This is a genomic window from Collinsella sp. BIOML-A6, from assembly GCF_009875845.1.
Lineage (GTDB): Bacteria > Actinomycetota > Coriobacteriia > Coriobacteriales > Coriobacteriaceae > Collinsella > Collinsella aerofaciens_H.
Genome location: NZ_WWSL01000001.1, coordinates 84,879 through 101,406 on the forward strand (window position 1 = coordinate 84,879; position 16,528 = coordinate 101,406).

The window sequence follows — 16,528 nt, forward strand, 5'->3', positions numbered from 1 at the left end:
GACCTCCTTACAGACCGGCGATGTGATCGGCGGGCGTCGCGACGACCTGTCCGGCGCTCTTGGCGGGACGCTTCTTCTTGGTTTCGGCCGTACCCAAAAGCCTCGCCTCAAGACCGCTCACCAAGCGAGCAAGCGGCAGGGTGATGACTAGGTAGAACAGGGCGGCAACCACATACGGCGTGATGGACCCCGTCGTGGCCACGATGGTGCGGGCGTTCATGACGATCTCGACCACGCCCACGGCCGCAAGCAGCGACGTATCCTTGTAAAGCAGGATGAACTCACTGGTCAACGTAGGCAAAACATTGCGGAACGTCTGCGGAATCATAACGTAGAGCAGTGTTTGGAAGGCGTTCATGCCCAGCGAGCGCGCGGCCTCGTTCTGGCCCTTGGGGATCGACTGAATACCGGCGCGGAAGATCTCGCACAGGTAGGCGGACGAGTTCATGGCCATGACGATGACGCCCAGCACATAGTCGTCCACCTTGACGCCAGCCAGCGGCAGGCCAAAAAACGCGATGTAGATCTGCAGGAACGCCGGCGTACCACGGATGATGTTCACATAGATACCGGCAAGGCAACGCAGGATGCGCGACTTGGAGATGCGCATGAGCGACAAGGCAAAGCCAAAGGGAATTGCCAGCGGAAACGCCACGAGCACGATCGAGAGCGACATGAGGAAGCCTTTGAAGACGATCGGCAGGCTCTGGACCAAAATGACCGGGTTCAGGAACAGGCGAAGGAACATGTTGGAATTCCATGCCTTGACCCACGGCTGCCCCTTAAGGTCGGCCAGGAAGTTATCGAATGCCGTCACGCCCTTGATCTTCACCGTCGGAATCTTGGAGATCTTCTTGGTCGAACCATCGGCCAAAGTGTAGGCGCCGCTAAAGGCCTCGTCGCCACCCTCGACGGGGAAGGTCACGCCGTAGACCTCGACGCGGAAATAGCCGCCGGCGGGCGCCGTCTCGCCAAAATCGATCTTGAGCGTCTGACCGTCGACCTTGCACGTAGGCTTCATGGGCGTACGGTCCATAAGGTCATCGCCCGAGAGCATCGTCAGACGCGTGTCGTCCGCACCAAAGGTCGTGCCATTGGCAAACGTCAGCGAAAGACCGCTCAGTTCCTCGTCGGCATCGGCCTGGACCTCCCAGGTGATACGAGTCTCGGTACCACCGACCACGTCGCTACCCGAACCGGTATTGGGTCGGGCGGTGATCTTTGCGGTCTCAAGCGCCTGAGCAGTCGAGGGCGCGCAGGCCCCCGCGCATACCAGGGCGAGCGCCACAGCCAGGGCACAGGCCAGCTTTTGGAGCATCGAGGGCAGTGGATAGCTCTGGCCCATAGCTCCTTGGTTCAATCGAGACAAGGTGGCTCCTAACGTTTAAGTTGCCGACATAACGGGGCGGTATCGTGCCCATTCAAGAACCGCAAAGGCCCTCTCCGCCAAAACGGAAAGGGCCCGCGCGCGATCAAGTAGCTATTTTACTTGATGTTGTACTTAGCCATGAGGGCGTCAACGGTACCGTCGTCGGTCAGGTCCTTGATGGCCTGGTTGATGTCGTCCTTAAGCTTGGTATTGCCCTGGTTGATGGCGATAGCATACTCCTCACCGGTGCTGATCTGCTTAACCGTATGGCAGGTGTTGAACTGCTCGGCGGTCAGCTGGCTGGCAACGGAGCGATTGGTGACCACGGCGTCGCCCTTGTCGGACTGCAGGGCGCTGAAGCACTCGGTGGCGTCCTTATAGGGGACGATCTTGGCCTTGGGGAAGTTCTCCTGGGCAAAGGCCTCGGCGGTCGAACCGGACTGGACGATGATCGTGGCGTCAGCATTGTTGAGCTTCTCGCTGTAGTTATCGGCCGTAATGTCGGCGTTATCGACCTTGGTCACGATAGCCTGATCGTCCATGTAGTAAGAGTCGGAGAACGCGACTTCCTTTTCACGCTCGGGCGTGTCCGTGATGGCCGCGATGGCGACGTCATACTTGGCGCCCGAAGCAACGCCGGGGACGAGCGTGTCGAAGTCGTTGTTGACGTACTCGACATCCAGACCCAGCTTGTCTGCGATAGCCTTGATAAGCTCAAGGTCAAAGCCCTGGTAGTCGCCATTGTTATCCTTGTACTCAAACGGCGCGTACTCGGCAGAGGTGCCAACGGTGAGCGTACCGTCCTTGACGAGCGCATATTTCTTGGAGCCGTCGACCTTCTCGACCTTCGCGTTGTCAGAGCTGCTGGAACCGGCGTCGGAACCAGAGGTGGCGTTGGACGAGCCGCAGCCCGTCAGTGCGAGGGCGAGCGCCATGGCGCCCGTGGCGGCAAATGCGCCAAGCTTCTTGAGCTTCATAATCAGTCTCCTTCCGGTGACCTCGTTTGATTCAGAGGTCTGCAAAAACTGTTGGATATTATGCACCCGTAAGTGCGAATCTGCAATTAGAAAACTGATTGAAACAAACGCATGACGTGAATGGAACACTCCACTTTGTGACAGTTGTTACTGCTGTAACGACCTTAATAGCGTAATTTCCACCGCATAACCTGCAAGTTCGTTAGGCGTCTCCAAAATAAATGGAAGTGTACGCAAGCGGTTATTCGATACAATATTCTGCATAACCTGCATACCGCCGCCAAACTCCTCGCTGCCAAGGTGTCCCTTGCCGATGCACTCGTGACGATCTTTATGGGCGCCACAGGGGTTCTTCGAATCATTGATGTGTACGGCATGCAAGCGGTCGATCCCCACCACGCGGTCGAACTCGTCGAGTACGCCGTCCAGATCATGGATGATGTCATAGCCGGCATCGCTCACATGGCAGGTGTCCAGACACACGCCTAGCTTGTCCGATAGCTCTGGACGTCTGGCAGCAGCACCCTCGATAATGCGCGCCAGCTCTTCAAAGCTACGACCCACCTCGGTACCCTTTCCCGCCATGGTCTCGAGCAGCACCGTCGTCTGCTGCCCCTCAAACATCACCTGACACAAGGTGTCGACGATCATCTGAATGCCAGCATCAGTCCCCTGTCCCACATGCGCGCCGGGGTGGAAGTTGTAGTAGTTGCCGGGTAGTGCTTCCAGACGCTGCAAGTCCTCGGCCATTGCCTCCAAGGCAAACTCGCGCGCCCGCTCTTTGGCAGAACAGGGGTTGTAGGTATAGGGGGCATGCGCCACGAGTGGGCCAAAATCATTTTGCGCCATAAGGTCACGCAGAGCCGCCACATCATCCATGTCAAGGTCTTTCGCCTTGCCGCCGCGCGGATTGCGCGTAAAGAATGCAAAGGTGTTGGCGCCAATGGATAGCGCCGTCTCCCCCATCGCCCGATAGCCCTTCGTCGTCGAAAGGTGGCACCCAATCGTCAGCATCCCCAGCTCCCCCTCATCAGTTGCGGTGAAATAGTTCCTGTTTGGCCCCTATTCTGCCGCAAACAGGAACTATTCCACCGCAACTTATAAAAGGGGCATCAGAGATGCGGGCCGCCAAGCACTACGGCTACGGGCGCCAACGTCATGACCCTCTACACGTCAGCGTCAAGTTCTAGAGGGCTAGACGGATTGCATCGATAATGCGCGCGCAACGCTGTGTGGCGGCAAGGGGCATGACGGGACTCTCGAGTTTCCCCGCCCGGATGAGCTGGGTCGCATGCTGGATCTCGCCGTAGAAATCATCGACCTCAAACGGGGCATTTATTTCGAGCACTCGTCCGTCCGAGTACTTCACATGGGCGAGCTCGGGGCGATGGAAGCGCTCGATTTCCAACGAGCCCCGCTCGCAGGCAATCGTTAAGCGGCTTTCATATGCTGCATTGCCGTCGCACACCATATGAATGGGTATGCCGCCGACGCTCATATGAATCTCATCGGCCCAATCCACGCGACCGCCCGATACGTCACGCCAGCGAACTTCACGAGACGAAACATCGCACGCACCCGCAAGCAGATCCTCAAACCACCCGACCGCATAGCAGCCCATGTCATATAGACAGCCACCCTGCAACGGATCGAGCAGATAACTCGAAGGGGACTCACCATAATCGAGTTTTTGCACGCTTTCGATCGAAACGATACGGCCGAGCTCGCCCGACGCAAGCAAGCCCTTCACGCGAGTATGCATCGGACAAAACCGATTTTTCATCGCCTCCATAAACGGCACACCGCACTCGCGGGAAACGGAAGTGATCGCATGGGCCTCTTCTTCATTCAAGACGGCCGGCTTTTCGCACAGTACGGCCTTTCCCGCGCACAGCGCCCGACAGACCCAATGCGCATGCATGCCATGTGGAAGAGCCAAGTAGATTGCGTCGACATCGGAGTCGGCAATCAGCGCATCATAAGCCGCATCGCCGCTATTGTCAGCCGTGGCATAACTGTGCGCGGCGTCAATCGAAAACGCCCCGCAAAACTCCTCAACATGCGAAGGAGTACGACCGGCGGCAGCCACAAGCCGTGCCCCGTCCACCTCCTTGAGCGACGAAGCAAATCGATGCGAAATGTGCCCAGCGCCCAAAACGCCCCAACGAACCTCACGCAAATCATCACATGAATCCCGATGGCCCACGACAGCCCCCCCTTCAGTTGCGGTGGAATAGTTCCTGTTTAAGCCCTATTCTGCCGCAAACAGGAACTATTCCACCGCAACTTATAAAAGAGTCACGAGGAGCTCGTTTTGCCGAAGGCCTTAAGCACCGCCGTCACGGGTCCAGGCTGAAAACGGCGGCGTACGTCGTCCAAGCGCCCGGGAATATCGATGTGCTGTGGGCAGTGCCGCGCGCATTTGCCACATTTGACGCAATTGCTCACCAACTTGGGCTCGCTTGTGCGCACCGCGCTCGCCGTAAAGTACTGCGATAGACCCGTAAACCAGCTGTGCGCATAACTTGCGTTGTAGGCGGCGAAACACCCAGGGATATTGATGCCTTTAGGACACGGCATGCAATAGCCACATCCCGTGCAGGGCACGCGATTCGATTTTTCAAACTCTGCCAGCACGCGTGCGATGGCATCGAGCTGAGCAGCCGTCATCGAATCCGGCAGGGCCCGATCGGCCAACGCCGCGTTCTCATCCACCTGCGCGGTATCGGTCATACCCGAAAGCAGCATCGTCACCTGAGGATGATTCCACACCCACGAAAGCCCCCAAGCAGCCGGCGTCTTCAGGTACGGATCGCATACGCCATCGAGCACGGCGCGGGCCCGCGGAGGCAGCTTGCCCGCCAGGCGTCCACCCAAAAGCGGTTCCATCACAAACACCGCGAGCCCGCGCTCGGCGGCTGCCATGAGCCCCGCCGTTCCCGCTTGGTAGCGCTCTCCAGCGTAGTTGTACTGGATCTGGCAAAAGTCCCAGTCATACGCGTCAAGCATCGTGAAGAAGTCCGCCGCACTGCCGTGGTACGAAAAACCTATCTGCCGAATGCGCCCCGCCGCCTTTTGACGCGCGATCCAGTCCTCGATGCTCAACGCTGCCAAGCGCTCCCACTGCGCGGGCGAGGTGATGTTGTGCATGAGGTAGTAGTCGATATGGTCAGTCCGCAAACGGTGCAGCTGCTCGTCAAAAAAGCGGTCGAAATCCTCCGCACATTTGCACGAAGCGTGCGGCAACTTGGTCGCAAGAAAAATCTGGTCGCGCAGACCCAGGCGCTCAAGCGAAGCCCCCACACAAGCCTCGTTACCGGGGTAGAGATAGGCCGTGTCCAGATAGGTTATCCCTTGCTCCACCGCACGGGAAATGATGGCATCGGCCGTCTTCGCATCGGGGTGTCCCGGCGCACCGGGAAACCTCATGCAACCCAGCCCCAGCGCCGAGATACGGTTGTCGCTTTTGGGGTCAACACGATATTGCACTGCCCCTCCTCTCCCCTCGAAATCCTAATGAGGCGAAACACAACGGCCACATCATCGAAACACATTGGAATCGCAATCGAGAACGTATCGTAACGTAGCAGAAATCGAGCTGTCACAGCACCGCTTTAACATCAGCAAAAAGCCCGATGAAAGGAGTCACCCATGCCCGCACTCAATCTTTGGAACCTCGCATCCCAGCTCAAAAGCACCGATTATCGCTGGGTCGACCTCACCCACACGCTCTCGTGCGACACCCCGCACTGGTTTGGCTTTAAGCCATTTGAGTCCACCAAGCTCTTCGACTACCTGCCCGGCACGCCCGAGGACATGCTCGCGCCCATGCGTTGCTTCCAGTATTCGGTCGCCTCGCAGTACGGCACCCACGTCGATGCACCGCGCCACTTCCATGTTGACGGCCGTTCCCTTGGCGAGATCGAACCCATCGAGTTTATGCATCCGCTCTGCGTAATCGACAAGCACGAGGAGTGCGCCGCCAACCCCGACTTTATCCTGACCGTCGATGACCTCAAAGCTTGGGAGGACGAGCACGGTCGTATTCCCGAGGACGCTTTCGTCGCCTTCCGCTCCGACTGGTCCAAGCTCGCCGACCTGGAGAACAAAGACGAGGACGGCCAACCCCACTACCCAGGCTGGGACCTCGACGCCATCAAATGGCTTGTAGAAGAGCGCAATATCGGCGCCATCGGCCACGAACCGGCAGACACCGACCCCGCGACCGTGACCACACGCGAGAATGCCTACCCCTACCCTGGCGAACAATACATCCTCTCGGTCGACCGTTACCAGATCGAGGTCATGGACCATCTGGACGAGCTTCCCGCCACGGGCGCCGTCATTTTCTGCACCTTCCCCAAGGTCCGCGATGGCGTCGGATACCCCGCGCGCGTTTTTGCGGTCTGCCCCGCGGCATAAGCGCACAGCGCAATAGTATCTTTTTCATAGCAGCAGCCCCACGCGCTCACCAAACGCGCCAGCGACATACAATCCATCAGGCGTCCCTTACGCGGGCGCCTTTTATATGGGGAGATGATTCATATGCAGATCAACAAGGTCGCCTTTATCGGCAAGGGCGGCGTCGGCCTGCTCTACGGCAGTATGATTGCCAGGGCCCTCGGCAATGACGCCGTCGAATACGTTATGGATGACGCTCGTTTTGAGCGTCACGCGGGTGATGCGCTCACCGTCAACGGCAAGCCCTGTGCGCTCAAATCTGTCCGCGCCAGCGAGGCAACGCCCGCCGATCTGGTCATTCTTACGGTCAAGACGACTGGGCTCGATATGGCACTCAAGACTATGGAGCGCGTCGTGGGGCCCAATACGCTCATCGCCTCGCTGTGCAACGGCATTACGAGCGAGCAAAAGATTGCCGAGCGCTTTGGCTGGGAGCATACCGTTCTTGGTATCTGCCAGGGCATGGACGCCGTATTCCTCAACGGAGAGCTCACCTTTACCAACACGGGAGAAATCCGCTTTGGCGCGGCGGCCGGTACGGATCCCGCAACCGTCACCGCAATCGACGAGCTCTACACGCGTTGCGGCATCGCACACACCGTCGAGGCAGACATCGCGCACCGCATGTGGGCCAAGCTTATGCTCAACGACGGCATCAACCAGACCTGCATGGCTTACGGCGGCACGTACGGAAGCGCCACGAAACAAGGCTCCGAGCAGCGTCGTTGCTTTGTTTCCGCCATGCGCGAGACACTTGCAATCGCCAATGTCGAAGGCATCGAGCTGACCGAGGCGGACCTGACGCAGATGGTGCGCCTCATCGAGGGGCTCGACCCTGCCGGCATGCCATCGATGGCGCAAGACCGCGTCGCGCGGCGCAAAACCGAGGTCGAGGAGTTCGCTGGCACCATCTGCCGTCTGGCGGCCAAGCATGATATCCAGACACCGCAGAACGAATGGCTCTATCAGCGCATTCGCGATATCGAGGCAAGCTGGTAGCGCCCGGCTCACCACGTCAACAGACTCAACAGCAAAGCCGCCGCAAGGAGCGCTCCCCTTACGGCAGCTTTCATCTTCATCTATAACCAGAAGTCGATGTCCCGACGGTTAGAGCTGCAACTCCGACGCCTGGTCCCCATCGTCGCGACAAAGGACTACACCCGCACTTCCCAGCAGCGCGGCCGCGATCAACGCGCCGACCACGATAGAGGCAGCCCCACAAGACCCCTGCATACCCGCGACGAGCGCGGCCGTAGGACCAAGGCAACCAAGCGTCAATGCAACGGCGGCAACGGCGATATCTCGAGCGTTCACAAGACCACTTCCTCCACGAGAAAGACCCTATTTCTCATGAACTAGTGTGCCCCGCGCCCATATGCGCGACGTACCGTCACGGTAAGGGCTCTGTTAGCTCAAGCGCATACATAGAACGGACGTCCCTACGTTGCCCAAAAGCTCGGTAAAGACGCCCGTCTGCCAAATATCCGTGATGCAGAAAAAATTACCAGCCGGTGTAGTAGTCGGTGGTTCCGGCAGCGCAGCCGGAGTCATAGACCTTGCACTCGCCCTTGGATCCGGTAAACGTGGAGCCTTGGGCCTTATCGCCCGCGGCCACGACGTAGTAGCCATCGGAATCTCGCCAAAAGCCCTCGGCGTCCTGCGTCCATTCGCCCGTGCGGTGGTGATACAACACGTTGCTGCTGTAATAAGTCTCGCGGCGGCCGTTGTAGTTATTGACACCCGCAGAGCGCGTCAGGCCCGATCCGTTCGCGTAGGACGCAGCAGACGCGTAAGACGAGCCGGAGCCGGCGTTGTAGTACGAAGCCTGGGCGGCCTCGGCAGCCTCGGCCTCGGCTGCGGCAGCCTCGAGCGCCTCGCGCTTGGCATCCTCAAGCGCGGAGCGAAGCTCGTCGAGCTCGGTCGACTTGGCGTCGACCTCCCCCATCGTCAACAGGCTACCCGCACCGTCGATGCAGCCCTGCAACACAGCGCGCTCGTCATCGGTAGCATAGTCGCCATACATATTCATAATGATCTGAGCGCGCATCTCCAGGGAATCGCGCTTTGCCCCCATCGAGGCGTTCCACTCCTGCATAGAGCCATAACCGTCGCCGCGGTAGTCGACGGGCTGCGCCAGCGTCGCCTCGGACGGCGTAGATCCGACCGTATCGGATAGTGTTGCCGCGCGGGCATCAGTTGCGCCGGCGCCCGCCAAAAGTGCCACGGTCAGAGCGGCGGAAAGGGCGGCGGCTTTCGGTTTTCGTGAATCAATCTTCATGTAGCTGGAAACCTCCGTAGTGCGTTTTTGCTGCGTTTGAGCTGCGTGTGATTCGATCGCGCTGCATAGTACCCCGAGCACATCGCGACCTGCGGTTTTACTCAAAAGGCGCACGTCAATTGCGTAAAACTCACATCCTCTCAACAGGAGTTTTCCACAACTCGAATGCATAAAGCGTGTCAAAAACCCTGTTTTTGCCCCCTCTCTCTGCAAAAAAAAGGCGCCTGTGCAACCATTGTTCGCACAGGCACCTTGAACAGGCATTTTATGCAGTTATACCTATCGAGTCGCAAGGGGTCCTTGCACAAGTCGCCCTACTCGTCCAGCGCAGCGAAGGCCTGCTTCAGATCCCAAATGATATCCTCGGCGTTCTCGGTACCGATGGAAAGACGAATCGTGGAAGGCGTGATGTTTTGCTCGGCGAGCTCCTCGGCAGAGAGCTGGGAGTGCGTGGTGGTAGCCGGGTGCACGACGAGCGACTTGACATCGGCCACGTTGGCGAGCAGCGAGAACACCTGCAGATGATCGATGAACTTCCAAGCTGCCTCCTGGCCATCCTTAATCTCAAAGGTAAAGATCGAGGCACCGCCATGGGGGAAGTACTTCTGATAGAGCTCGTGATCGGGGTGCTCAGGCAGGCTCGGGTGGTTCACCTTGGCGACGTGGCTGTCACCAGCCAGGAACTCAACGACCTTCTTGGTATTCTCGACATGACGGTCGACGCGCAGCGACAGAGTCTCGGTGCCCTGAAGCAGGACCCAGGCGTTGAACGGGCTGATGCAGGCGCCCTCGTCACGCAGCAGGATAGCGCGGACATAGGTTGCGAAGGCGGCGGGACCGGCAGCCTCGGCAAACGAAACACCGTGGTAGGAGGGGTTGGGCTCAGCGATCTGGGCGTACCTTCCGCTCGCCTTCCAATCGAAGTTACCGCCGTCGACGATCACGCCGCCCAGCGAGGTGCCGTGACCGCCAATGAACTTGGTTGCGGAGTGGACGACGATGTTGGCACCATGCTCCAGCGGACGGAACAGATACGGGGTGCCGAAGGTGTTGTCGACGACAACCGGCAGACCGTGCTTCTTGGCGATCTCGGAGATGGCGTCGATGTTGGGGATGTCGGAATTGGGGTTGCCGAGCGTCTCGAGATAGATGACCGTGGTGTTGTCCTTGATGGCACCCTCAACCTCTTCCAGGTTATGGGCATCGACAAACGTGGTCTCGACGCCAAACTGGGAGAGCGTATGCTCCAGCAGGTTGTAGGAGCCACCGTAGATGGTCTTCTGAGCCACCACGTGGTCACCGGCCTGGGCAAGAGCCTGCAGGGTATAGGTGATGGCAGCAGCACCGGAGGCGACGGCAAGACCTGCCACGCCACCCTCGAGTGCGGCGATACGGTCCTCGAAGACGCCCTGGGTGGAGTTGGTCAGACGACCGTAGATGTTACCGGCGTCGGCAAGACCAAAGCGGTCGGCGGCGTGTTGGGAGTTACGGAACACATAGCTCGTGGTCTGGTAGATAGGCACGGCACGGGAGTCGGATGCGGGATCGGCGCTCTCCTGGCCAACGTGCAGCTGCAGGGTATCGAAACCAAAGGTGTGCTCGGGGTTGTTGATAAACTGGCTCATGATGATCTCCTTGATCGAACGAAAGGAAATAAAATAAAAAGAGAGAAGTAAGTCGCTGTCTCCTGATCACGCCAACGGGCGCAAACAGGAGCCCGGCATTCGTCTTGGTAAGCAACTCATATGCGGGCCTCCTTTCGCATCCCGGTTCCGTAGTCGGCTTAATTACCTACCGCCTTTGTGTGTTTTGAATAGTACGAGCATTGTTTCCCTCGGTCAATCACTTAAAAGCGCTAACCTGTTATCTGTTTTATAGATAACAATCGAAAGGATGGCGTCGATGACCCTTCAGCAGCTTCGTTTTCTGATCGCCGTGGCAGAGTCCGGCTCAATCAACGCCGCAGCTCAGCGCCTCTATACCGCTCAATCCAACATCTCAAACGCCGTCAAGAGCCTGGAACAGGAGCTCCATCTGGAGATCTTTACGCGCTCCAGCCGCGGTGTCACGCTCACCAACGACGGCACCGAGCTTTTGGGCTATGCGCGCCAGGTCGTAGAGCAGGCCGACATGCTCGAGGCACGCTACGAGGACGGCGGCACCCCGCAAGCCCGCCTCGCCATTTCCGCCCAGCACTACGCCTTTTCGGTCGAGGCCTTTGTCAACGTGGTCGAGCGCTGCCGCGACAGCAAGTTCGAGTTCATCATGCGCGAGACCACCACATCGCAGATCATCGATGATGTCCGCGCGTTTCGCAGCGACATCGGCATCCTGTATCTGGACGACTTTAACGCCCGCGTTCTGCAGAAGGCTTTTGCCGATGCGCGCGCGAGCTTCCACCCCCTCTTTGACGCAAAGGTCCACGTATTCGTAAGCGAACGCCACCCGCTCGCCCGCCGCCCGCAACTGTCCCTTGTCGACCTTACGCCCTACACCCGCTACAGCTTTGAGCAAGGCACCTCGAACTCCTTCTATTACGCCGAGGAACCCTTTAGCTACATTCCCTGTGACCGCAACATCCGCGTGTCCGACCGCGGCACGCTCACCAACCTGCTTATCACCTCGAACGGCTACACGCTATCGACCGGTGTCCTCTCTAACGAAATGCAATGGGGCATGGCGTCGATCCCGCTAGCAGACGCCCCGACGATGCATGTGGGTTATATCATGCACGACGAGCGCAGGCCCTCTCCCCTGCTGCAGCAATATCTCGATGAGCTCGACCGCATCATCCATGCCAACCAACTGTCGGAAGACGGGGTAGAAATCGTAGATTGCTAGCCCCCGGCGGGCATGGCGCTACAATGGTCACTCGCGCGAAACATACCCAACGAAAGGAAACCCGTGAAGGTCATCATCTATACCGACGGCTCGGCCCGATCAAATCCGGGACGTGGCGGCTACGGCGCCGTGCTCAAATACACTAACCCCGCCGGCAAGACCTTTACCTCCGAGCTTTCGCGCGGTTACGCCAAGACCACCAACAACCGCATGGAGCTCATGGCCGTTATCGTGGCGCTCGAGGCACTCAACCGCCCCTGCGAGGTCGAAGTCCATTCCGATTCGCAGTACGTCGTCAACGCCTTTAACAAACACTGGATCGACGGCTGGAAAAAGCGCGGATGGAAAACCGCCAACAAGCAGCCCGTCAAGAACCGCGACCTGTGGGAGCGCCTACTCACCGCCAAAAGCAAGCACAAGGTTGAGTTCATCTGGGTTAAGGGTCACGCCGGTCACGAGCTCAACGAGCGCTGCGATGAGCTCGCCACCACGGCGGCCGACGGCGGCAACCTCGATATCGACACCGGCTTTAACGAGAGCGACCTGTAATAACGTTTTCGCGCAGCTTTATATCCCCACGCGCTACACTCATCCTGTAGACCAAACAACGCAAGGGGGACGTATGCTGCGCATCGCGACCATCGGCACATCCATGATCACCAACGACTTTATCCAAGTCGTCAACGCCAACGACCAAGCCGCGTTTGTGGGCGCGCTTTCACGCGATGCTAATCGCGGTGCCGCCTTTACCGCCGAGCGCGGTGGCGAGCGAAACTTTACTTCACTCGATGAGCTTGCGGCAGCCGCCGACGTCGACGCCGTCTACATCGGCAGCCCCAATGCGCTCCACTGCGACCAGGCGCTCGCCTGTATTGCCGGCGGCAAGCACGTTATCGTCGAAAAGCCCTTCTGCGCCACCGAAGCGCAGGCGCTGGAAGTCTTCCGCGCTGCCGAGGCAGCAGGTGTCGTGGCCCTCGAGGCCATGCGCCCCCTCCACGATCCCGCCTTCCACGCCATCGAGGATGCCCTGGGCGAGATCGTCCCCATCCGCCGCGCCTCATTGCGCTTTGGCAAATATTCCTCGCGCTACAACGAGATTCTCGCGGGACGCGCCACCAATATCTTTGACTGCAATATGGCATCGGGTTCCCTCATGGACATTGGCGTCTACACCGTCGAGCCCATGGTCGAGATTTTCGGCATGCCCTCCGGCCTTACGAGCATGACCACTCTGCTCGACCCCACCACGCGACAGCTCACGCACGGCCCCATCGACGGCTGCGGTTCCATCCTCGCCAGCTACGGCGGTAGCCGTATCTCCGTCGAGCTCGCACACTCCAAAATTACGAATGACCTGCTGCCCTCGCAGATCGAAGGCGAGCGTGGCACTATCCAGATCGACCATCTGTCCACGCCCCGCAACGTCCGCATCGACTATCGCGGCGATGTCGTACGCGGCTCGGCAACCGAGACACCGCGCGATCAGGGCGACAACGGCCGTGTGCTCGACCTGCCCAAATCGGACAACACGATGGAATACGAACTCGCAGACTTTATCACCGCCATCGGCGGCATCGATAACGTTAAGGAAGAGATTTGGGAGACCCCGGCGGGACGCCACGAGCTTGGCCACTACCGCGATGTCACGCTCGTGTCGCTGCGTATCATGGATGCCGTGCGTCAGCAGGCGGGCATCGCCTTCCCCGCCGACTCTAACAAGCAGGCATAGCGATGGGTTTTTTCGACAAGCTTTTCTCGGGCGTCACCGGCGGCAGTCGAGAACCTCAAAAGCCCTCTGGCGTCGAGCTCGAGCTGCGCCGCAGACTTACTGTGTTCGCAAGCGACGAGGCCACTCAAGACACTCCCCTGCGTTACTTCCTGCGCTGGGCGGGACAAGTCCAAGGCGTTGGTTTTCGCTTTACCAACACCAACCTCGCGCAGGCACGCGCACTCACCGGCTGGGTGCGCAATATGGAAGACGACTCGGTTGAGATGGAGATACAGGGAGCTCCGGCAAACATCCTATCTCATCTCGAGGCGCTTCATGCCTCCTACGAGCGCATAGGAACGCGTTTTCGCCTCGTAGACGCCCAGGCCCGAGCCCCACTTGCCAATGAAGACGGTTTCAGTCCTCGTTATTAGTATTGTGTGCTAAATACGGTATCATTTACCTACGACCGTTGATAGAAAAGAGGCGAGGCGCATGGCGGTGCAAAGAAGGAATACCAGACAGCGAAAGCTGGTTCTTGACGCCGTGCGCCAAAGCTATAACCATCCCACCGCCGACGAAATCTACAACGTCGTGCGCGCGCAGGATGACAAGATCAGCCGCGGCACGGTCTACCGCAACCTCAACCTCTTGGCCGACGCCGGCGAGATTCTCTCCATCAAGACGCCGGGCGGCAGCCGCTTCGATCGCACGATTGATCCGCATGCGCATATCATCTGCGCCTCGTGCAGCCGCGTCATCGACGTACCACTTCCCTTCGATGCCCAGCTCAACGCCAAGGCGTCCGAGCGCATCGGCTGGCACGTCACGTCGCACTACACCATCTTCGAGGGTCTCTGCCCCGACTGCCGGTAGATGTTCGGGACATGCCTTAAAAAACACCTTTCCGCACCCTGCAGCAAAAAGTAGATTTCTAGGCATGTCCCAAATATCTACTCGGCGAGCAGGCGACGGAGTTCTTCTTCGACCGTGTGCACGTAGCGGACGCGGTCGTTGATGCCGCGCATAGTGGGGTTGCAGCTCTCCATCAGATAGGGATGGCCCACGACGTTGAGCATGTCGCGATCGTTCTCATTGTCGCCAAACGCCATCATCTCATCGGGCGAAATCCCCAGGGCACGACCGTAATCGACAAGCGCGGAGCCCTTGCCCGAACCGAAACCGATCAAGTCCGTCCATGCGGCTCCCGACGTCATCACGTCGACACGGTCGCTAAAGAGGCGCTCGAAATACTCCCGGGCCGCCGGATAATCCACCTTGGGCGTCTGGAAGCCAATCTTAATGACATCTTCGTCGATGTCCTCGGGACGGTCGACCACCGCCACATCGCAGTGGACCTCATAGCGCAAATGGTCGACGAACGCATCGTTGCCGCTCATGGCGTAGAGGTGCCCCTCACACGAAAGGGTCACGTCAGCATGGGGATACGCAACCACGGCATTCGCGATAACCATAGCAAGGCTACGCTCCATGGAACGCTTGACAACGGCACGCCCCTCGCTCATCACCAGGGTTCCGTTTTCGCATACATAGGCGAGCTCATCGGCCACCGGGGCAAACAGGTAGCGCAAGCTCGCATATTGACGGCCACTCGCCGGCATAAACACGATACCGCGGCGATGCAGCTCATCGATAAGCTCAAAGGCCTCGGAACGCAGCTCGCGCTCCCCCGGATGCAGTAAAGTGCCGTCCAAATCGCATGCAATCAGCTTGATTCCCTCAAGACCCATAGCTTCCCCCAAAGCCTTCTATCAACAGCAAGACGGACCTTGATTGGTCGCCCCTCAAAGCCCATCTTGCGCATACGTGCGCTTAGCCGCACGTCTTTTTTACGATGGTAAAGTCGGGAGCCCTGCTCACGACGACCTCCGCCGCACTCGACGCAAAGCGCCGGTCCGCATCGAGTTCACGGGTAACCACCGAGAGCCGAACACCCTCGACACCCCGGAGCATGCGGCCCAAAACAGGCTGCAACGGCGTATACATGCGCACGGTATGCTCGTCCGAGTCGCCCCGGAAGAGCGGCGCATGCATGTTGCCGATCTCCCAGCACGCATGCGCGAGCGCAATCGGATCCACGCGGTCGACTTCGACCAAATAAACCTCGGCGCTGCGCAGGCGCACGACAACCGCCACGGGCACCACGCCCGAACGGTCGATGGCGAGCACGTCGCCATCGGCAAGACGACCGCCATCGGTAGTATCCAGCCGAACGTCGATCGTGCGCCCCAGCCCCGTCACGCCCACAAACGCGCACACATCGGCCTGGTCCCAATCGAGCAGTAGCTCGTCAACTTCAAAGACGCCGCCCAACTTCCGGCGAAGCAGGAGTTCATAGGACGGATCGTTGAGATTTCCCAAGCATGTCGTCGAAACCAAGCGTTCAGGCATACTCTAACCCTCGACCTCAACGAGCTCGATATCAAAGTTGAGGTCCTTGCCGGCCAACTCGTGGTTGGCATCGAGCGTCACGGCCTCGGGCGTTACGTCGATGACCACGGCGGGGACGGGCATACCACTTGGCGTGGACAGGAAAAGCTTCATGCCCTTCTCGATCTGCTCGATGTTGGGAACCTGTTCGGCCGGGAAGGTAATAACCATCTCGGGATTGTGCTCGCCGTAGGAATCGGCAGCAGGAATGTGCACGGTCTTCTTCTCGCCCACCTGCATGTCGACAACAGCGGCGTCGAAGCCCTTGATCATCTGGCCGGCGCCGCAGGTGAACTCCAGCGGCTCACCGCGATCGTAGGAGCTATCGAACTGCGTGCCGTCGTCGAGCGTGCCACGATAATGGGTCTTAACCTTCTTGCCCTGGTTGGACATGGTAACCTCCGTGATAAGGGCGGCGCACAACGCGGGCCGCCGTGAACATA

Annotated in this window: 18 protein-coding genes; 7 read left to right on the forward strand and 11 right to left on the reverse strand. The window is 59.0% G+C overall.

Annotated elements, in window-relative coordinates; translation table 11 throughout:
- Positions 1-7: 7 nt before the first annotated feature.
- The 5 genes from GT495_RS00375 to GT495_RS00395 all read right to left on the reverse strand — a co-directional run bounded on the left by GT495_RS00375 (position 8) and on the right by GT495_RS00395 (position 5,835).
- A complete protein-coding gene (locus GT495_RS00375; protein WP_240128403.1) occupies positions 8-1,369 on the reverse strand; it encodes an ABC transporter permease subunit in 1,362 nt (453 codons plus the stop codon).
- A 116-nt stretch (positions 1,370-1,485) separates the two neighbouring features.
- Positions 1,486-2,346 (reverse strand): ABC transporter substrate-binding protein, encoded by an 861-nt coding sequence (locus GT495_RS00380; protein ID WP_161161136.1) that lies wholly within the window; start codon positions 2,344-2,346, stop codon positions 1,486-1,488.
- A gap of 147 nt (positions 2,347-2,493) precedes the next feature.
- A complete protein-coding gene (locus GT495_RS00385; RefSeq protein ID WP_161161137.1) occupies positions 2,494-3,360 on the reverse strand; it encodes a deoxyribonuclease IV in 867 nt (288 codons plus the stop codon).
- Positions 3,361-3,532: 172 nt separating this feature from the next.
- Positions 3,533-4,552, reverse strand: a complete 1,020-nt coding sequence (locus GT495_RS00390; protein ID WP_370457543.1) for a Gfo/Idh/MocA family protein — start codon at positions 4,550-4,552, stop codon at positions 3,533-3,535.
- Between the two features lie 92 nt (positions 4,553-4,644).
- Positions 4,645-5,835, reverse strand: a complete 1,191-nt coding sequence (locus GT495_RS00395; protein WP_161161138.1) for an aldo/keto reductase — start codon at positions 5,833-5,835, stop codon at positions 4,645-4,647.
- 162 nt (positions 5,836-5,997) lie between these two features.
- On the opposite strand from GT495_RS00395, the gene GT495_RS00400 reads away from it, so the two are divergent.
- Together GT495_RS00400 and GT495_RS00405 are read left to right on the forward strand one after the other, a co-directional pair.
- Positions 5,998-6,768: a cyclase family protein gene (locus GT495_RS00400; protein ID WP_152074858.1), complete on the forward strand. Its 771-nt coding sequence runs from the start codon at positions 5,998-6,000 to the stop codon at positions 6,766-6,768.
- Positions 6,769-6,891: 123 nt separating this feature from the next.
- Positions 6,892-7,806 carry a ketopantoate reductase family protein gene (locus tag GT495_RS00405; RefSeq protein WP_240128044.1) on the forward strand — a complete coding sequence of 305 codons (915 nt, stop codon included), beginning with the start codon at positions 6,892-6,894 and terminating at the stop codon, positions 7,804-7,806.
- A gap of 108 nt (positions 7,807-7,914) precedes the next feature.
- Here GT495_RS00405 and GT495_RS00410 read toward each other — a convergent pair whose 3' ends face one another.
- The 3 genes from GT495_RS00410 to GT495_RS00420 all read right to left on the reverse strand — a co-directional run bounded on the left by GT495_RS00410 (position 7,915) and on the right by GT495_RS00420 (position 10,710).
- Positions 7,915-8,121: a hypothetical protein gene (locus GT495_RS00410; protein ID WP_161161140.1), complete on the reverse strand. Its 207-nt coding sequence runs from the start codon at positions 8,119-8,121 to the stop codon at positions 7,915-7,917.
- A 187-nt stretch (positions 8,122-8,308) separates the two neighbouring features.
- A complete protein-coding gene (locus GT495_RS00415) occupies positions 8,309-9,085 on the reverse strand; it encodes a hypothetical protein (RefSeq protein ID WP_161161141.1) in 777 nt (258 codons plus the stop codon).
- A 314-nt stretch (positions 9,086-9,399) separates the two neighbouring features.
- Positions 9,400-10,710, reverse strand: coding sequence for an O-acetylhomoserine aminocarboxypropyltransferase/cysteine synthase family protein (locus GT495_RS00420; protein WP_161161142.1), 1,311 nt, complete (start codon positions 10,708-10,710; stop codon positions 9,400-9,402).
- A 277-nt stretch (positions 10,711-10,987) separates the two neighbouring features.
- Here GT495_RS00420 and GT495_RS00425 point away from each other — a divergent pair, with 277 nt between their 5' ends.
- The 5 genes from GT495_RS00425 to GT495_RS00445 all read left to right on the forward strand — a co-directional run bounded on the left by GT495_RS00425 (position 10,988) and on the right by GT495_RS00445 (position 14,510).
- A complete protein-coding gene (locus tag GT495_RS00425) occupies positions 10,988-11,926 on the forward strand; it encodes a LysR family transcriptional regulator (RefSeq protein WP_161161181.1) in 939 nt (312 codons plus the stop codon).
- Between the two features lie 12 nt (positions 11,927-11,938).
- Positions 11,939-12,475 carry a ribonuclease HI gene (gene rnhA / locus GT495_RS00430; RefSeq protein ID WP_192924081.1) on the forward strand — a complete coding sequence of 179 codons (537 nt, stop codon included), beginning with the start codon at positions 11,939-11,941 and terminating at the stop codon, positions 12,473-12,475.
- A 73-nt stretch (positions 12,476-12,548) separates the two neighbouring features.
- The gene (locus GT495_RS00435; RefSeq protein WP_161161143.1) at positions 12,549-13,655 is read left to right on the forward strand and encodes a Gfo/Idh/MocA family protein; all 1,107 of its coding nucleotides are present in this window, start codon (positions 12,549-12,551) and stop codon (positions 13,653-13,655) included.
- A gap of 2 nt (positions 13,656-13,657) precedes the next feature.
- Positions 13,658-14,068 carry an acylphosphatase gene (locus GT495_RS00440; protein ID WP_161161144.1) on the forward strand — a complete coding sequence of 137 codons (411 nt, stop codon included), beginning with the start codon at positions 13,658-13,660 and terminating at the stop codon, positions 14,066-14,068.
- A 61-nt stretch (positions 14,069-14,129) separates the two neighbouring features.
- On the forward strand, positions 14,130-14,510 hold the full coding sequence (locus GT495_RS00445) for a Fur family transcriptional regulator (protein ID WP_192924082.1): 381 nt from the start codon (positions 14,130-14,132) through the stop codon (positions 14,508-14,510).
- A gap of 77 nt (positions 14,511-14,587) precedes the next feature.
- Here the strand turns inward: GT495_RS00445 and GT495_RS00450 are convergent, their stop codons facing one another.
- The 3 genes from GT495_RS00450 to GT495_RS00460 all read right to left on the reverse strand — a co-directional run bounded on the left by GT495_RS00450 (position 14,588) and on the right by GT495_RS00460 (position 16,478).
- The gene (locus GT495_RS00450; RefSeq protein WP_161161145.1) at positions 14,588-15,385 is read right to left on the reverse strand and encodes an HAD-IIB family hydrolase; all 798 of its coding nucleotides are present in this window, start codon (positions 15,383-15,385) and stop codon (positions 14,588-14,590) included.
- Between the two features lie 82 nt (positions 15,386-15,467).
- Positions 15,468-16,046, reverse strand: a complete 579-nt coding sequence (locus GT495_RS00455; protein WP_161161146.1) for an urease accessory protein UreE — start codon at positions 16,044-16,046, stop codon at positions 15,468-15,470.
- A gap of 3 nt (positions 16,047-16,049) precedes the next feature.
- Positions 16,050-16,478 (reverse strand): peptidylprolyl isomerase, encoded by a 429-nt coding sequence (locus GT495_RS00460; protein ID WP_161161147.1) that lies wholly within the window; start codon positions 16,476-16,478, stop codon positions 16,050-16,052.
- Positions 16,479-16,528 lie beyond the last annotated feature (50 nt).